The sequence below is a fragment of the Prochlorococcus marinus str. MIT 0919 genome, from assembly GCF_027359375.1.
In the GTDB taxonomy this organism is placed as follows: Bacteria; Cyanobacteriota; Cyanobacteriia; order PCC-6307; family Cyanobiaceae; genus Prochlorococcus_D.
Window position 1 is genome coordinate 536,613 of sequence record NZ_CP114779.1, and the last position, 15,698, is coordinate 552,310.

Annotated in this window: 25 protein-coding genes and 1 pseudogene; 14 read left to right on the forward strand and 12 right to left on the reverse strand. The window is 35.7% G+C overall.

Features of this window, described 5'->3' with window-relative positions; all coding sequences use genetic code 11:
• Positions 1-580: 580 nt before the first annotated feature.
• Together O5635_RS02965 and O5635_RS02970 are read right to left on the reverse strand one after the other, a co-directional pair.
• Complete coding sequence (locus tag O5635_RS02965) at positions 581-775, reverse strand: hypothetical protein (RefSeq protein WP_036902605.1); 195 nt, start codon at positions 773-775, stop codon at positions 581-583.
• Between the two features lie 119 nt (positions 776-894).
• Positions 895-1,446, reverse strand: coding sequence for a pentapeptide repeat-containing protein (locus O5635_RS02970; protein WP_036902604.1), 552 nt, complete (start codon positions 1,444-1,446; stop codon positions 895-897).
• Between the two features lie 489 nt (positions 1,447-1,935).
• On the opposite strand from O5635_RS02970, the gene O5635_RS02975 reads away from it, so the two are divergent.
• Together O5635_RS02975 and O5635_RS02980 are read left to right on the forward strand one after the other, a co-directional pair.
• A complete protein-coding gene (locus O5635_RS02975) occupies positions 1,936-2,274 on the forward strand; it encodes a phenylpyruvate tautomerase MIF-related protein (RefSeq protein WP_036902601.1) in 339 nt (112 codons plus the stop codon).
• Between the two features lie 158 nt (positions 2,275-2,432).
• Complete coding sequence (locus O5635_RS02980) at positions 2,433-2,636, forward strand: hypothetical protein (protein WP_036902600.1); 204 nt, start codon at positions 2,433-2,435, stop codon at positions 2,634-2,636.
• Between the two features lie 96 nt (positions 2,637-2,732).
• On the opposite strand, the gene fldA is transcribed toward O5635_RS02980, so the two are convergent.
• Together fldA and O5635_RS02990 are read right to left on the reverse strand one after the other, a co-directional pair.
• A complete protein-coding gene (gene fldA, locus O5635_RS02985; protein ID WP_036902599.1) occupies positions 2,733-3,257 on the reverse strand; it encodes a flavodoxin FldA in 525 nt (174 codons plus the stop codon).
• Between the two features lie 210 nt (positions 3,258-3,467).
• Entirely contained in the window at positions 3,468-4,553 is a 1,086-nt protein-coding gene (locus O5635_RS02990) for a chlorophyll a/b binding light-harvesting protein (RefSeq protein ID WP_036902598.1), read from the reverse strand.
• Between the two features lie 563 nt (positions 4,554-5,116).
• On the opposite strand from O5635_RS02990, the gene O5635_RS02995 reads away from it, so the two are divergent.
• The gene (locus O5635_RS02995) at positions 5,117-5,347 is read left to right on the forward strand and encodes a hypothetical protein (RefSeq protein ID WP_241462964.1); all 231 of its coding nucleotides are present in this window, start codon (positions 5,117-5,119) and stop codon (positions 5,345-5,347) included.
• Between the two features lie 166 nt (positions 5,348-5,513).
• Here O5635_RS02995 and O5635_RS03000 read toward each other — a convergent pair whose 3' ends face one another.
• On the reverse strand, positions 5,514-6,563 hold the full coding sequence (locus O5635_RS03000) for a chlorophyll a/b binding light-harvesting protein (protein ID WP_036902595.1): 1,050 nt from the start codon (positions 6,561-6,563) through the stop codon (positions 5,514-5,516).
• A 190-nt stretch (positions 6,564-6,753) separates the two neighbouring features.
• Between O5635_RS03000 and O5635_RS03005 the strand changes: the two genes are divergently transcribed.
• Together O5635_RS03005 and O5635_RS03010 are read left to right on the forward strand one after the other, a co-directional pair.
• Positions 6,754-6,894 (forward strand): hypothetical protein, encoded by a 141-nt coding sequence (locus tag O5635_RS03005; protein WP_193742031.1) that lies wholly within the window; start codon positions 6,754-6,756, stop codon positions 6,892-6,894.
• A 370-nt stretch (positions 6,895-7,264) separates the two neighbouring features.
• Positions 7,265-7,501, forward strand: a complete 237-nt coding sequence (locus O5635_RS03010) for a hypothetical protein (RefSeq protein WP_241462963.1) — start codon at positions 7,265-7,267, stop codon at positions 7,499-7,501.
• A gap of 128 nt (positions 7,502-7,629) precedes the next feature.
• Here the strand turns inward: O5635_RS03010 and O5635_RS03015 are convergent, their stop codons facing one another.
• Both O5635_RS03015 and O5635_RS03020 read right to left on the reverse strand, forming a co-directional pair.
• Positions 7,630-8,688: a chlorophyll a/b binding light-harvesting protein gene (locus O5635_RS03015; protein WP_036902594.1), complete on the reverse strand. Its 1,059-nt coding sequence runs from the start codon at positions 8,686-8,688 to the stop codon at positions 7,630-7,632.
• A 232-nt stretch (positions 8,689-8,920) separates the two neighbouring features.
• On the reverse strand, positions 8,921-9,073 hold the full coding sequence (locus O5635_RS03020) for a hypothetical protein (protein WP_193742030.1): 153 nt from the start codon (positions 9,071-9,073) through the stop codon (positions 8,921-8,923).
• A 253-nt stretch (positions 9,074-9,326) separates the two neighbouring features.
• Between O5635_RS03020 and O5635_RS03025 the strand changes: the two genes are divergently transcribed.
• The 5 genes and pseudogenes from O5635_RS03025 (at position 9,327) to O5635_RS03045 (ending at position 10,449) form a co-directional block, all read left to right on the forward strand.
• A complete protein-coding gene (locus O5635_RS03025) occupies positions 9,327-9,434 on the forward strand; it encodes a high light inducible protein (RefSeq protein WP_011125327.1) in 108 nt (35 codons plus the stop codon).
• A gap of 11 nt (positions 9,435-9,445) precedes the next feature.
• Positions 9,446-9,649: a chlorophyll a/b-binding protein gene (locus O5635_RS03030; protein ID WP_036902593.1), complete on the forward strand. Its 204-nt coding sequence runs from the start codon at positions 9,446-9,448 to the stop codon at positions 9,647-9,649.
• 11 nt (positions 9,650-9,660) lie between these two features.
• Positions 9,661-9,768, forward strand: a pseudogene (locus tag O5635_RS03035) (chlorophyll a/b-binding protein); the annotation flags it as partial.
• A 201-nt stretch (positions 9,769-9,969) separates the two neighbouring features.
• Positions 9,970-10,110: a hypothetical protein gene (locus tag O5635_RS03040; RefSeq protein WP_193742029.1), complete on the forward strand. Its 141-nt coding sequence runs from the start codon at positions 9,970-9,972 to the stop codon at positions 10,108-10,110.
• 117 nt (positions 10,111-10,227) lie between these two features.
• Positions 10,228-10,449: a hypothetical protein gene (locus tag O5635_RS03045; RefSeq protein WP_036902591.1), complete on the forward strand. Its 222-nt coding sequence runs from the start codon at positions 10,228-10,230 to the stop codon at positions 10,447-10,449.
• A gap of 73 nt (positions 10,450-10,522) precedes the next feature.
• On the opposite strand, the gene O5635_RS03050 is transcribed toward O5635_RS03045, so the two are convergent.
• Both O5635_RS03050 and O5635_RS03055 read right to left on the reverse strand, forming a co-directional pair.
• Positions 10,523-10,876: a hypothetical protein gene (locus O5635_RS03050; RefSeq protein WP_036902590.1), complete on the reverse strand. Its 354-nt coding sequence runs from the start codon at positions 10,874-10,876 to the stop codon at positions 10,523-10,525.
• A gap of 440 nt (positions 10,877-11,316) precedes the next feature.
• Positions 11,317-12,057 carry an MBL fold metallo-hydrolase gene (locus O5635_RS03055; protein ID WP_036902589.1) on the reverse strand — a complete coding sequence of 247 codons (741 nt, stop codon included), beginning with the start codon at positions 12,055-12,057 and terminating at the stop codon, positions 11,317-11,319.
• Between the two features lie 140 nt (positions 12,058-12,197).
• On the opposite strand from O5635_RS03055, the gene O5635_RS03060 reads away from it, so the two are divergent.
• Both O5635_RS03060 and O5635_RS03065 read left to right on the forward strand, forming a co-directional pair.
• Positions 12,198-13,157, forward strand: a complete 960-nt coding sequence (locus O5635_RS03060; protein ID WP_081934293.1) for an aldo/keto reductase — start codon at positions 12,198-12,200, stop codon at positions 13,155-13,157.
• Positions 13,158-13,198: 41 nt separating this feature from the next.
• The gene (locus tag O5635_RS03065; RefSeq protein WP_193742028.1) at positions 13,199-13,348 is read left to right on the forward strand and encodes a hypothetical protein; all 150 of its coding nucleotides are present in this window, start codon (positions 13,199-13,201) and stop codon (positions 13,346-13,348) included.
• 25 nt (positions 13,349-13,373) lie between these two features.
• Here O5635_RS03065 and O5635_RS03070 read toward each other — a convergent pair whose 3' ends face one another.
• The 3 genes from O5635_RS03070 to O5635_RS03080 form a co-directional block, all read right to left on the reverse strand.
• On the reverse strand, positions 13,374-13,646 hold the full coding sequence (locus O5635_RS03070; protein WP_036902587.1) for a DUF2470 domain-containing protein: 273 nt from the start codon (positions 13,644-13,646) through the stop codon (positions 13,374-13,376).
• A gap of 42 nt (positions 13,647-13,688) precedes the next feature.
• Positions 13,689-14,363: a DUF3386 domain-containing protein gene (locus O5635_RS03075; protein ID WP_036902586.1), complete on the reverse strand. Its 675-nt coding sequence runs from the start codon at positions 14,361-14,363 to the stop codon at positions 13,689-13,691.
• 132 nt (positions 14,364-14,495) lie between these two features.
• Entirely contained in the window at positions 14,496-14,711 is a 216-nt protein-coding gene (locus O5635_RS03080; protein WP_036902585.1) for a Nif11-like leader peptide family natural product precursor, read from the reverse strand.
• A 62-nt stretch (positions 14,712-14,773) separates the two neighbouring features.
• Here O5635_RS03080 and O5635_RS03085 point away from each other — a divergent pair, with 62 nt between their 5' ends.
• Positions 14,774-15,163, forward strand: coding sequence for a hypothetical protein (locus O5635_RS03085; protein ID WP_036902584.1), 390 nt, complete (start codon positions 14,774-14,776; stop codon positions 15,161-15,163).
• 74 nt (positions 15,164-15,237) lie between these two features.
• The gene (gene rpsU, locus O5635_RS03090) at positions 15,238-15,414 is read left to right on the forward strand and encodes a 30S ribosomal protein S21 (protein WP_036903605.1); all 177 of its coding nucleotides are present in this window, start codon (positions 15,238-15,240) and stop codon (positions 15,412-15,414) included.
• The last annotated feature ends 284 nt before the right edge of the window (positions 15,415-15,698 follow it).

A 15,698-nucleotide genomic window follows, 5' to 3' on the forward strand; every position in this document is an offset into this window, starting at 1 on the left:
TAATATAAAGATATGCTCATCAGACACTGAAGAAAGTCTAATTGAAAAAGCTAACATTCACAGATCAAGGCTAAGTAAATTTGGCAAATCAAAGATGCGTGGTAAAATCTATTACAAAGGTAGCAGAGGTGGTATTTATATATACACAAAGAATGGAAATAAAAAATATGTTTGACAATCCAAGGAATAATAACATTGACAAATAAAATTAACTATTAAAAATATATTCTTCAAATCTGCGATTAGCCCAATGTATAAGGCTTGAACAATCCAAATATTTATCTAACACCGTTTTATTCTTGCTATAGAGAAAAGGTTCTTCTTGGTTTTCATTAATTTTAGATTCCCCAATTAAAGAAAATACGCTGTCCTGACAAGCTAATCTAGGTTTTTTAGTTAGAAAACCTTTAGGTAGTTCTCGCTGTGGCCAAAATTTCTTCAAAATCTCAATACTAGGCTTACTTCCAATAAAGCAAAAATCTATAACTATGCAATAGAAGAAATACCATTGTGATTCCGATTAATTTCCTAATTAATCATATATTTTATAAGTCAATATAAAATTACTTTCTTGGTTTATTTATTTACGACTTTGAGGTAGGAGTTGTTCCTCACATCTAATAAGGTCAATACAATTAGGATGGTCTTTAATATATTTATTAAATTCCATAGCAAGCATTCTCGCTTCAAATGAATCGCTTGCATAAAAACAGTTCTCAAGTTTTCCGTTATCAAAAGAGCGGTAACGAACTGTATAGGGTCTTAAATTATTCATTGACTCCTAATAGGAGGTCAAACTAACTATCACTCTTATCAGCGTCAAATATCCACAAATATGTTCCAAAGGAGATATAGAAAAAGGATTTAAAAAACCACCAGTTGCAAGAATTCTCTCTATTGTCCTGGCATGGCAGGCTTATAGCCACCTAAATTATCTGAGCATTCCAAGCTATCTCTAGTAGCTATTCCCGTTATGGGGTTAACTCCTTCTGCTATTTCGCAAAGATTCCTTTGATCATCTCTGTCTAAAACTGCATAAGAGAAGTCTGCTCCTTCAATAAGGGCACCAGCAAAACTACTTCCAGAAGCAATCATATTTACAAGAATTGAATTTCTTAAATCTGTTTTTTGAAAATTAACTCGATCAGAGAGAGTATCTGTCAAATTTATTCCATTAAGATTGGAGCCTTTAAGATCAGCCAAAGTAACCACAGTTCCGTGAAGATCTACGTTACTCAAGTTTGAATCTCTTGCTGTGGCTCCAGCAATAGAAGATTTTGACAAGTCTTGGCCATGAAGATCTATACCAGTAATTTGAGATCGCACATAGTTTGGAACTTCGTCACCTTCTTGGAGCACTGCTTCAACTGGTTCCAAGGGAATAATAAAAAATACAGCTCCTATAAAGAAAGCAAGTACTCCAAGGAAGAATCGATAAGAAATCATGGTGAATTTTCCTGCAACTTAAATTGTTTTTAAATTATCTCTCCTTAAGGAAAATTATTTACTTGATTTAAAAATCCATTTACCTTCTTTAAAAAGTCTAAAGAAGCTCAAAGACTTTTCAATGCATATCTATAGAGGTCGACCAGAAATAAATTGATGCACAGAAGGGTTTATCCAGTAAAAGCCAAGGCAAAACATCAGAAGAAGATTAAAAAATACTAAAGCACTTCCAACAAATAAAGACTGGTTATTTGCTGATTCCAAGGGATCCGAACTCCTAACTACCAATGACTGCAATTCGTCCTTCATCAAGACCCACTTATTTAGCTTAGGCAATATAACAAAATTAAATCCACATCGCGAAATTTAAAACTTGTGAAGAGGGGAGAATATCCTTTTTTCTTTAACCTTGCACTTTTGAAAATATCTATAGAAATTCAAAATGGAACGTTTATAGTCAAAATAATTTTCATATTTTAATTTCTGATTATGCCTCTAATAAATTTAAAAACATCTATTACAGATATAAAAGGCGAGAAAGAGGTATTAAAAGCATTGTCTTCTTGTCTAACAAGCCTTACAGGAAAACCAGAGAAATATGTAATGGTGACAATACAAACAGGAGTAAAAATCTTGTTTGGAGGAAACGATCATGCCAGTTGCCATATAGAGGTTAGGTCCATAGGTTCTCTGAATCCTTCATTAATGTCTCAGGAATTATGTGAACTTATACACGATATTTTAGGAATAGAAAAAGATCGAATTTACATAAACTTTGAAGATGTTCCTGCAAAAAACTGGGGGTACAACGGTTCCACTTTTGGATAGTTTAAAGGACTTACTTAAAACCATTTACTGAAATCAGAGTTAAATGTGAATTTGCAATCCTACTCAAAATAGAATTTTTTGATTTATTACTGGGCAGAAATATAGGGTTTTGCAAGATACTACTAAAGTATTAGCCTTTAAAAATTGAAAGTTTTTCTATGTCAACCAGCAAAAGAGAAGAAGTCTGCTCCCATTTGCGGTATATACGCCAAGAGCTTAGGGATTTAGACCAAATGCTTAGTCAAGATGGACTTTTACCTGAGCTTACAGAACTCAAAGAAGTTTACAACTCTCTAAATGCTTTACATGAACTAATTACAGGGAAGGTCAAAAAGAAACCAAAACCTGAATTCGACGATTAAAAGGATTATTAGCTCTGAGATCAGAATGAGTAAATATTAAAGTATTTAAATTCTTTTTCGACCTAAGTTTATTTGATCAATTGAAGAAATTTAATCTTAACTAATTCCAGCAATCTCTCCTTTTAACTGATTAGCCCACTGAGAAATTCTTGTATCGGTCATATCTGACTCACTATCCTCATCCAAAGGTAATCCACAAAACGAATCACCTAAAACACTCTTGGATTCGTCAAAGGTATATTCCTTAGAGCTTACATAGCCAACCATGCTGGCCCCTGCTTGCTTGAAATATCTATGAAGTTCCTCCATAGCATCGCAGTAGTTTTCAGTGTAAGTAGATGAATCTCCCAAGCCAAATATTGCTACTTGCTTTCCTGAAAGGTCTAGTTCAGCAATGTCTTCAAGAATAGCGTCCCATGCAGTTCCAGATCTTTCTGAATCCGCACCAGTATTCCAAGTAGGAATACCGCAGATAATTGCATCATGATTAGCAAATTCACTGAGATCATCGACATCAGACATATCTTTTGGAGCCTCCGCTCCATTTAATAAGCCATGTAGCCTTTCAGCTATATCCTCTGTTTTCCCTGTGGTTGTCGCGAAGTAAATACCTACCGTCATGTGAATAGTAATAACTTAATTGTCATAAATCATTAGTCGAATGCAGGAAGAACAGAAAGCACTATTCAATGTCTTTTCTTATACAAACTCTGGTGCCATGACTTCTATTTTATTTAACGCCAAAAAAGGAAAGCCTTGCTAAAAAGCAAGGCTTTCCTTTTTAGATTTTTCTTTAAAAATTAAAGAAGTTAATTAAAAAAACCTTTGTTCTCAGGATTTGATAGTAAAGGTTGCTGTTTTTTCATTACCTATGGCACTAGTTACACTCTTGAAATCAAATCCCAAGGCTCTAAGTGCATGCCAAAAATGACCCTGCAAGAAAAAGAAACCAAGATAGTAATGAACATTAGATAATGCAGCTCTAGTTGAATGTCCCCAAAAAGCTGTGGCATCAGAAAGATCACCAGTATCTATCCAATAAGGAGAAACTGAAAACTTAAACTGAAGCGGCTCTCCGTACCAAGCTTCTGGATAAACAGTGGTATTAGAAGCACACCAAAATGCTGCAACAATTGCCATCCAGCCAATACCTGCTAATGACCAAGAAAGGACTGCTTCAGCAGAAAGCAATTCAGCACCTTTAAATTTGCTCCATTCACCAAGACGCTTCTCCTGCCATGGAGTAGATCCTGCAACGATATGGAAAGCACCACCAGTAATTTCAGCAAAAGCTAAAAATGCATGTCCCCCCATGACATCCTCAAGACTGTCTATAGAAAGGAAGTCAAATTGCCTTTGCCAAATCATGGATAGGTCAAGGTTGTAATTAACCTGACGAACTGCTCCTAAAGCGGGGTCGTAAATACCATGAATCCTTGCCCATTCGACGAACCAAATACAAGCGACACCAAAGAAAATTAAATGGTGACCAAGAATAAAGGTTTGGTTATCAGGGTTATTCCACTCAAGCTTAAATTTCTTAGCTTGCAAAACCTCACTATCTTCTACATTCTCTTCAAAAAGAACAGCATGAAGAAGGCCTCCTCCTCCATAAACCATAGAGAAAATAAGGTGAAAAATTGCAATAGTTGCAACGCCAGCCCCTGTCCAAGCTCCAGCTTCATCAAAGCCAATGCCAACAGAAGCAAGATGAGCCAAGAACAAAGAGCTTTGATGCCCCATAGGTATTTCTGGGTTGTACCTAGCCAACTCCCAAAGAGTGCTACCACCAGCCGCAAAGCATATCAAGCCTGTATGTCCTACATGAGAGGCAATGAATCGGCCAGAGCGGTTAGTAACCACAGAATTCCCAGCCCACCATCCATAGGTAACGTCTGGATTTCCATAGGTCTGCATAATTTTTAAGCAATACAGGCGAATATCCAATGAAGATTACACTGTGCTCAAAGGATATGCGCAGAATAGTTAAAGGTCTTTATTTAGTTAGTAAGAAATATTTTTTGATCAGTAAAAAAAAACTGGTTTCCAAGGGTGTTCTAAAGCAAGTATTTTAATTGAGTTTGGCTAAAAATTTTAAGCCAAATCACTGCAGTGCAAGGCTTTACAAAGCTAAGAGCGAGCCAAATTCATTGTGCAAAGGAATCAATTACGCAGTAATTATGAATTCAAAATAAAAAAAATAGAAATAATAAAAAAAATCCTTAAGAGTCAAAGATGAAGGAATTGGAGCGAAAAAAAAGCTCTTCAGAAAACAATTTTCTTTTCAGCTCTTAAGCCATTTTTTTAACCCTCAAGTTTTTTTTCACTAGAAACAAACTTTTTCGCCAAACTCAAACGAAAATTTAATTGGGAGCTTTTAACACATATGCAATATTGACTTTCAGCTATTGATTTAATTAATAGTAATGTCAAAAAAGAAATTTCTTGACAATAAGCTTAAGCTCTAGGCTATAACTCACTTGATTTTCACTAACTTGATGATTGATTTCTCGCATTTACTGGATTTCGCAACACAATTACCTCACCCATCAGATATAGGTTTAGTAAAGCCATCAGGTGGATTTCAATTGGCACCAGTATTATTTGGAATACTTGCAATAATTCAAGTATCTCAATTTCATTGGTATGCAAGAGACTGCAATGATCCTGAAAAGTTTGAAGGGACAGAAAGGCAAAAATTGTCACGTTAAATTCTTTTCAGAAAACGTTCCAAACCCATTGCAGTAATTTAATTTGTAAAAAGGCAAAGCTTTTAGCTTTGCTTTTTTATGTCTTTTAAATTCCAATAAAAAAACCCCTATATATAGGGGTTTTTTTATTGGCTCTATAAAGCGGCAATTAATTAAAGGCCTCTAATCAAAGAGTTCTTGGGATACCGAAAGGACCAGTTCTATCAAGCAATCTCTTGAAGTCAAAGCCCATAGCCCGCAATGCGTGCCAAAGATGACCTTGAATAAAGAAGAATCCAAGATAGTAGTGAACGTTAACTAAGGCAGCCCTAGTTGTGTGCCCCGCAAAAGAAGTACCGCCAGGGACAGTATCTATCCAATAAGGAGCAATCCCAAACTTAAATTGAAGGACTTCTCCATACCAGGCCTCTGGATAAACAGTTGTATTTGTTGCAGCCCAGAAAGCGGCTACACATGCCATCCAACCAATACCTGCTAATGACCAGGAAAGAATTGCTTCAGCAGAAAGCAATCCCTTGCCTTTGAACTTTGTGTATGTACCAATTTGCTTAGTTGCAATATGGAAAGCTCCCCCACCAAGTTGGAAGAAAGCTAAAAATGCATGGCCACCCATGACATCCTCGAGACTATCAATAGCTAGAAAATCAAATTGATGATTCCAGATCTGAGTAAGATCAAGGTTGTAATTGACTTGGCGTATTGCATCAATAGCAGGATCGTAGATACCGTGAATCCTTGCCCATTCGACGAACCAAATATTGGCTACACCAAAGAAAAGCAAATGGTGTCCAAGAATAAAGGTTTGATTGTCAGGGTTATCCCACTCTAATTTGAATTTTCTAGCCTGAGGGACTTCTGAGTCCTGCATATCACCAGTGAAATAAACAGAATGCAAAAGGCCGCCACCTCCATAAACCATGGATAGGATCAAATGGAGAATTGCAATTGTTGCAACTCCTGCTCCAGTCCACACTCCAGCATCATCAAAACCAATGCCGATAGAAGCTAAATGAGCCAGAAACAGTGAACTTTGATGCCCCATAGGTAATGAAGGATCAAAGCGTGATAATTCCCAAAGGGTGCTACCACCACAAGCAAATGTTATAAGGCCTGTATGAGCAGCATGAGCTGCTATGAACTTGCCTGAACGGTTAGTAACCCCAGCATTTCCAGCCCACCACCCATAGGTGACATCTGGGTTTCCGTAGGTCTGCATAATCTTTTTTGAGCGAAAAAGGCGCTATACCCCATGAACACTACATCCAGCTCAATTAATATGGACGGAAAAGTTAAGGGTCTTTATTAAAGAGAAAGAAAAAACTTTTTTTCAACGTGCAACGAGATGAATATTTTTGGTCTCTTTGTGTTTATCTATAGGGAAATTTCAAACTACTTAGCAGCTCAAAATGCTTACTTTCCTTCATTCAACCCCTTTGCTAGCAACAATTACTGTTGGTGGATTTAATCCATTAGCAGCCGTTTGTGGGCTAATCGCATTCGTTCAAGTAAGTCAATTCATCTATTACGGACTAAACGACCCATCCTGATTTCTTGAATTTGATCATTAATTCCATTTTTCTTTGTGGATAATTTTTGAGACAAACCTAAATTCAAGTTCTTTACGCAAAGAAACCTCGCTCTCAAAAGCGAGGTTTTTTTAATAAAACCTTCTCCAAGAACTTTTAAAGCATCAATGCATTTAGCAACTCAAGGTCCAAACGTGAATTCATCATTACTAACGAAATACATAACCCAGACTAAATTTTGAAAGAATTATCAAGGAGCTCGCTTAGTAAATTCCAATTATGGTTTTTTTGAGATTTGAGCAGATCTTTATTTGTCTTTATCAATCTTATGCATCGGATCATTTTGCTATATAAAACCTGATGTAAAGTTACTAAGCGCGGGTATGGCAAAGTGGCCACCTGGGTTATTTATAAAACTCCCAATTCAAAATCAATGATTGATCCAAATCACTTCCTAGATTTCGCTACACAACTACCTCATCCTTCTGACATAGGGATAATCAAGCCATCAGGAGGTTTCAACCTAGGAGCTGCATTATGCGGCTTAGGGGCATTTTTTGGCGCTTCTCAATTCTTTTACTATTCTGACGACTCAAAAAGGATTGATCCTTGGGCTAAAAAGGATTAATCGAAATAGCGTTAAAATTCTAATTAAGGAATTTACTTGCTTGAAAAGAAATTGAGGTTCGGTTTTAAGCAAATAAAAAAGCCTCGCTTAAATAGCGAGGCTTTTTTATTTGCAACTGATCTTATGACTTATGAAGCCGTTGATTCAGTCAGGCCTCCTATGGCTTTAGCAATTCGTCTAAAATCAAAGCCAAGAGCTCTCAAAGCATGCCATAAATGCCCTTGGAGGCAGAAGAAAGCAAAATAATATTGAACATTAACTAAAGCAGCACGCGTAGTATGTCCAAGAAAGTATTTGCAATCTGACGTATCACCAGTATCTGCCCAGTAAGGTGAAATACCAAACTTGAGCTCTAAAGGTTCTCCATACCACTCTGTTGGGTAAACAGTTGTGTTGTTAGCTGCCCAAAATGCTGCAACAACTCCCATTAGAAATAAACCTGCCAAAGACCAAGACAAAACAGCTTCTGCAGAAAGAAGGCCATTCCCTTTGAACTTGGTGTATTCACCAATTTGTCTGGTAGCAATGTGCCAGGCCCCACCACTTATCTGTAAGAAAGCAAGGAATGCATGGCCACTCATTACATCTTCAAGACTATCTATTTTGATGAAATCAAATTGATGTCCCCAAACCATTCCGAAATCCCCATAACCAGGGAAAATAGTTCTAACAGCTCCAATAGCTGGATCGTAGATTCCATGAACTCTTGCCCATTCAACGAACCAAATATTGGCGACTCCTAAAAAGATCAAATGATGACCGAGTATAAAGGTCAAATTGTCAGGGCTATCCCAGTCCAATTTGAACTTATCTACTCTGCCTATTGGACCTTCTTTGAGATCAGGGTCAAAAAATAGAGAGTGTGCGAGTCCAGCAGTTCCATAGACAGCTGAAAAAATCAGGTGGAAAATTGCAATTGTTGCTACACCTGCTCCTGTCCATACACCAGCCTCATCAAAACCTATTCCAAGAGATGCCAAATGAGATAGGTAGATAGAGCTTTGATGCCCCATTGGGATGGAAGCATCAAAACGTGCAAGCTCCCATAAACAACTTGCACCTGTTGCGAAGCAAATAATTCCGGTATGTCCAACATGAGAGCCAATAAATCGGCCAGCACGGTTGGTCACAACAGAATTACCAACCCACCACCCATAGGTGACATCTGGGTTTCCGTAAGTCTGCATAATTTTTTTTGAGCGAAAAAGGCGCTATACCCCTGGAACCCTACATCCAGCTCAATTAATATGGACGGAATAGTTAAAGGTCTTTATTTAGTTAACTTATATTTGTTGCTATTAATACGAAAAGCCAGAGTTTTGAGATCAAGCATAAGAAGGCCTCAACTGGCGAAAGAAATTAAAAGACTAGTTTTTATGGAATTTTGAAGCAGGTGCTTAGTTTATGTAACGGACCAAATTATTCCTTGTCAATCAAAGCCCTTTCATAATTTTCAATTTTAAGAATAGAGACGAAAAACCTTTCTATATCCTCATCCTTGCATTTAAGGGTTTCTTTCAGCTCTAGAGAAAATTCCTCTGTTTCCTTCCTTAAGGCTTTTGAAAAAATCATTCTCAAAGCTTAGGCTCTATACCTTGCGATTTAAGATTGTTCTTGTAACCAACAAATCCAATCAAAAGGGTAAGCAAATAAAGCATTGCTGGGAGAACGAAAAAGCCAACAGCTAAATGTAAAAAGCTCATTTTTGACTAAAAACATTCTCAAGACCAGAGTTTAGACAAGTAAAGCGAAGGCCTGAAAGAAAATTACTTCACACTAGTTCACAAAGTATGTTACATTGCTTTACATAGCAATCTTTTTAAACATGACTCCTGAAGCTGAAAAGTTCAATGGCTGGGCAGCAATGCTCGGTTTTGTGGCAGCATTTGGCGCTTACGCAACTACTGGGCAAATCATTCCAGGCATTTTCTAACTTTTATACACATGACATCCTCCACCCAAATAACAACCGAGTCAGGCAATCGTCAAAACGTTTTTCCTGTAGAAGCTAAGCCCGAACTTATTGAAAGCTATACAAATTATGCCGAAGAAGCGGAAAAGGCTAATGGAAGATGGGCAATGATTGGCTTCCTGGCTCTTTTGGGTGCATACATTACTACAGGACAAATTATCCCTGGCATATTCTGATGAACAACAGCTTTTTAAAAACTGCAGAGAGAACCAATGGTAGGCTTGCTATGATTGGTTTATTTGCCGCATTTGTTAATTACACTATCTTTGGATGGATAGCTCCTGGCATCTTCTAGCCAAGAATAAGTGCATGTAAATAATAACTATATAGAACCCGTACCTTGTAAATTTAAAATTCAATCAATTAACATTGATAATTGATCTAAAATGATACTATTGATTAATAAATCATCAATATTACTAAAAAGTATCATTTTCTGAATATTTGTTTAATATCGACCAAGTGGAGTAAGCTCTCGGGAATTAGAAAAGAGAACTTGACGGAAATTGAAACCATTGCTTTTTCTTATGGCTTGGCATTAGTGGCAATAATTTTCATATTTTTTGCTGACAACGAAGATGATGACGATGAGGGCGGTGGCATGATGCAACCTGTTTACTTGGGAGTTGAAAACTAGGTCCTACAAAAAGCCTTCGAGACTATGGGCTAATACTTCTTAAATAATTAAGCTGGAAAAAGCAAAAGAGCCAATCATGACCAAAAAGAGATAGAATATAAAGAAATAGTTAAGCTCATGGAATATTCCCATATTTCCGGTGAGAGCAGCCGCAGGCTCATACTAAGTTTTGTGGTATCCAGGATGCTAGAAATAGAAAAAGGCAATAGGGATTGTCTTTATTCAGAATTTAGAGAATGGATAGAAGATACTAATTTCGATGACGATGAGACATGGAGCATCCCTGATCTAACTGATGAGGGGCTAAGAGATTTCTTCAAACGGGCTATCTCTCAATAAAATTCAGATAGAAATTAGATTTGTGCAATTGGATTTAAGAAAACCTATCTCAACCTAATAATCAAATGAATGCCTAGGATATTCCATAAAGCATAAATCCGCTATGAAGGCCATAAGTTAAAAGAATAAAACTCATGAAGCCAAGGCTTATTAGCATAGTTGTATAAAGCCTATTGACTCCATATCCACTTTCAATTGGATTAAAGTCAGCAATTACAAAAGACTGGATGGAATACTTACCTCTATTAGCCAGGCCTGATTCGCCAATTAGTTCTTGACTTGAATTAAAATCAAAATTATCGTTTTGCTTATAATCCTCTCTAAAAAATCTGGGGAGCATATATGTATGCCACAAAGCTATTACTGCTACCCAAAAGATCATACTTAATCCAGCAATTCCGAAAAGAATGTATTTGAAAGTTTCCATTTAAACAAAAAGCTAATGAATTGTATTTATATTAAATAAGGGTTTAATTAAGAACTGCTCTTAACTTCGTTATGCAGGATTCTCCCTCTAATATACATAAATATGCATAAGGTGCCTATAATAATAGGGGGATGTGCAGAGATCAATGCGCTCACATATTGAATTTGTTCAGCTGACATTTTCATTAATGGTTCATTAATAAATAAACTTACATACAAAAATCTATTAAGCATGTATTATTCTTTATTAATTACATGTACTTAAGTCACTAATAAGACATACAAAGCTCACATAAAAGGATTTGTGCAGCAAAAATTATCTTTAAACTATCTTTGAAAAGAGTTTTTTTTAACACTAAATCCCTGAAAGACTGGAAGTATTAAGATAAACCATATCTAAAAAGTAATGGCTCCTATTAACAGATCTAATAAAATAAATACCTAAAAACCATTCAGTACATATTTCTTACCTGGAGTAGGGTTTATAAATGTTATTTGTTGTGGAATAGACTTCGATGCTTCCTCTAAACTGCCATCAATAGTAATTAACTTATTAATAAAACCCTTAAAAGTAGAATCACCACCTGTAGTACTTGATAATATAGTTTTAGGCTCAAACTTTTCAATTAGTCTTGGAAGTATAGTCTTACCATTAATAAAGTTTCCTGCTAAAGGTAATTTCAAATCTAAAACAGGGGTAATTACTGCATCTAGCTTTCTATATCCTATATTTTTATCCAAAAACCCATGGGGTTCAATATATAATGAGCCATCAGGATGCGTTAATAAATATCCATTCTCAATCTTTGGGACTGAAGCACCTTGAGTAGCTTCAATAGTTAAAGCATTATATTTTATATATTGAGTTGGTTTAAGTATATTAACTTTTTGAAAGCCTATTTTAGTAACTACTTCAGAGCCAGAGGGGGATGCAACAACTTCTATGGATCTATCAAAAAGTGCCAAAGTTGGCAGGTGAGCATGATCAGCTAGACCTTGTGTAAGAAGGATCAGATTTACATTATCTGGGATTGGCAATTGAGTATTTAAATTACCTTCAAAAAGCCATTTGCCAGGAGGGAAAGAAAGGGTGCCTACTAACCATGGGTCGACCAAAATTCGAAAATTAGCAATTTCGAGAAGCCATCCACTAGATCCATAATAAGTTACATTAAAAGTCATATATTATAAAATAATTACTATTATTATATAAATAAAGCATTTAAATAAGAGAAGAATGGTCTCAATAAGTTTATTCTTAAATTATTCATATCAATATATCGCTTTAATATAGTAATATTGTATTAAATATTTCTAAGGATTTGTCTTCTATTGGATTTGGGACTTGGGCTTGGGGGAATAAATTTCTTTGGGGATATTCACCAGAAAAACAAGACCTTATTTTAGAAGAAACCTTTAAAGAAGCCATTAAAAGCGGCCTTAATTTTATTGATACTGCTGATTCATATGGAACTGGAAAACTTGCTGGAAGAAGTGAGCTCCTTCTAGGGAAATTTATAAAAGAACTTCCCAAGGCTAAGATGCAAAATCTTATAATTGCAACCAAATTAGCTCCGTATCCATGGAGAATTGGAAGGAATGGTTTTCTTAAGGCCCTAAATGATAGTAGCAATCGGCTTCAGGGAAAAATTGATAGAGTGCAACTTCATTGGAGTACTTACAATTATGCTCCATGGCAGGAATTGCAATTGATTGATGGACTTGGTGATCTAGTAAAAAATGGTGTCATTCCTGAACTAGGTGTTTCCAATATGGGTGCTAAAAGATTGAGAACTATACATAATCGACTCAAGAACAGAGATGTCACGTTGAAAAGCCTACAAATACAATTCTCCTTACTTTCTCCTGAATCCAATAGTTTTTATGAAATCAAAAATGTATGCGAAGAATTAAATATTGAAATTATTTCTTATTCTCCTTTGGCTTTAGGGGTGCTTACAATACCTCCTGGAACAATTAAAAAAGCTAATACTTTTATAAGGCAACAGATTTACTTAAGGCTTTTAGACTCTAGTGAAGAGTTAAGGCAAGGGCTTCAGAAAATTGCCGCATATAGGAATGTTTCACAAGCGCAAGTGGCTTTAAATTGGTGTCGAGCACATGGAACCAAACCCATTGTTGGAATTAGAACTCCTAAACAAGCTAAAGAAGCAGCCGCAGCCACCAAATGGAATTTAAACAAAAAAGAAGTTCAAGAGTTAACTAGTCTTAAAAATGAATGCAACCGTAGAATGCCTAAAAATCCTTTCCAAAGCATATAGTTAATCATTTGCGCATGAATTAATGAGCCTTATTGAATACAATGTATAAAACCATATTAAGGAATCATCCGATGGGCTCAGAAGAAGGTGGTGGAATGGTCCCAGGTCTACTGGCGATTGGCATTTCAGTGTTATTTGCAGCTGGAATAGGATTTTTAATTCTTCACTTTATTCCAAACACTCCTTTTTAATAACTGAAATAGTTTAGAATAATATTTAGTTTGAGCTAGATAAAGAATTTGCCATATCAACTAATGTCTTATGGGCATCTTTACTATCTATAAGGGTATGATCAAAGTAAATGTCAAGGTTCTCACCATCCACTTCTAATTTCATTAGTTTTGGTGTTATGGATATCATTTTTACATTAATTGGATTAGAAAGATCACCATAAAAACTAGCGAATGATTTTAATGTATCTTTATGATCGTTATTCATATGCAAACAGATTCTTTCTATTACTTGCTTATCCAGTATATTATTTTCCATTGATTTATTATGAATTGATTTTCAAAAGATAGTCGATAATGACTAAAGTTTCTCTAAATTATTAAATTTATAACATGTTTTTAATGCTTTTTGGTTCAAAAAACTTTGAGCTTCTATAGTTCTTGAAGAAAGTACGAAGGTGCTACATTCTCTGAGGGGTGTAAATTCATCTATAAAAGTCCTTTTTGCACTTGAAGGTTTCTTTGTAATTGGATCTAAGTTTTGACTTGTATATACCTGGCTTAAATAACCTTTAGGGGTATAGAAAACTTTTTCGGTAAAAATATTGATTAAACTTCCATGTATGTGTCGGTAAACCATAGTTACCGTATTGTCTTTAATCCTATACTTATCTCCTTTATTCTTACCATCAACCAAAATTTCTAGGCCTGTGGAGTTAATCTCACCTGATTTAAAAGTATTTTGACCATGTGTTTTTTCAAAAGGCCTTCTAATACGATGAATAGACACTTCCCATAATTGAGAATATATGTCCTTTTCTGCTTCCTTATTAGAAAGACCTTTAATTATAGGTTTACAATCTTTAGGCAATACAAATGAGCCTGCATATTTACCATACTCATTATCAACTTCACAAATACCTTTATAACCAGAGAAACCAGGTTCCCATGTATATCGATTCTCATAGGCTTTCCTAAATTGTTTCGTGCAATCATTATCTTTATCGATGTTATTCAATAATTCTTCTGAAGACATAATGATTTCTATGAATTAAAAGTTGAACTAATTAGTTTAGATTAGTCTATTTCATAACATACTTTACTTTTTCCTGGTTTGCTAAAAAATAAAAGTATATAGAGACTTCAAAGAGCCCTCTTTATAAGTTTATTAATTGTATTCCCCTGGAACATCATTTTTTCGCACAGTCACTTTCCCAACTTTTTTACCTGAAAATCTCAATAATTCATCGCCTGAAAATTCATATCCAAGTTTCAACGCAATTTGAGCTACGTCATCAGCAGTTGAAGAAGCTAGAACTTTCTCTTTAAGGTTCAAGTCACTTTGCATAGTTTGCAGAAACGCCTTGAGATCATCCAAAGCCATTGTGATTCACAATTACTAGATCTTGATTTTACTGCTAATAATGGCTTAGAGACTCTAAACAAATGACAAGCTTGCCATATTTGATAGGTATCGCACTAATTGAACAAAATGGCGTTAGAACAATGCCAATAGGTGGAAAATCCTTGCAAGAGTCCATAAATAAAAATGATGGCCCTTCTAATAAAGGTAAGGAGATTGCCTTGGAAATCTTGTTAAGAGTTATGGATAAGAGTCAACAAACAGCAATAAGACAAGCTGCAGGTGGGAAAAGTCTACTTCTTCTAGAAATGCCTTTAAATGAAATACAAGAAAACTTGCCTAAAATAAAAGCTCAATGGATCTCTGAAGGAAATAATGAGCACTTGCTTTCAGATTTGAGTGCCATATGTAAAAGCATTTGGAGCATTACTTTTGAAAAGCATAAAGGAGTCCTTATATCACGTTGCTTTTGATTACCTACTTATGAAGTTCATTGGAATATTTTTTCTATCAAGTGGTAGGTTTAGTGCTTGATAGGGTTTCTTTTTTGACTCAAGTAACTGTTGGAGAGAACGAAGGCATTGAATCAGCGCTTCGTAGATTTAAGCGTCAAGTTTCAAAAGCCGGAATTTTTGGCGAGTTAAAACGTTTGCGTCACCACGAAACACCTGTTGAGAAATACAAAAGAAAACTTCAGCAAAGAAGGAGAAGTAGAAGACACTAATTAATCAGAGAGGAATACACATATAAATCTATAAATGAAGTTAATCATAAGCAGAGATAAAAAAAGGCCCTCGCTTAATACGGGGCCTAGGTGATGGGGATAATTAATTTTTAAACCAAGCGATGAAAAAAACAACCCCCATAAATAGCGGGTTTGTCTAGCTGATGGTCAAAGAACCAACACTTATAGAGTTTACGTACTATTTCCTCAACCAAAAATCAACAAAAGGGGAGATTGGCGGGGTAATGAGGAGCAGTAGGCTCTTTAGCCCTTCTATACTCAAG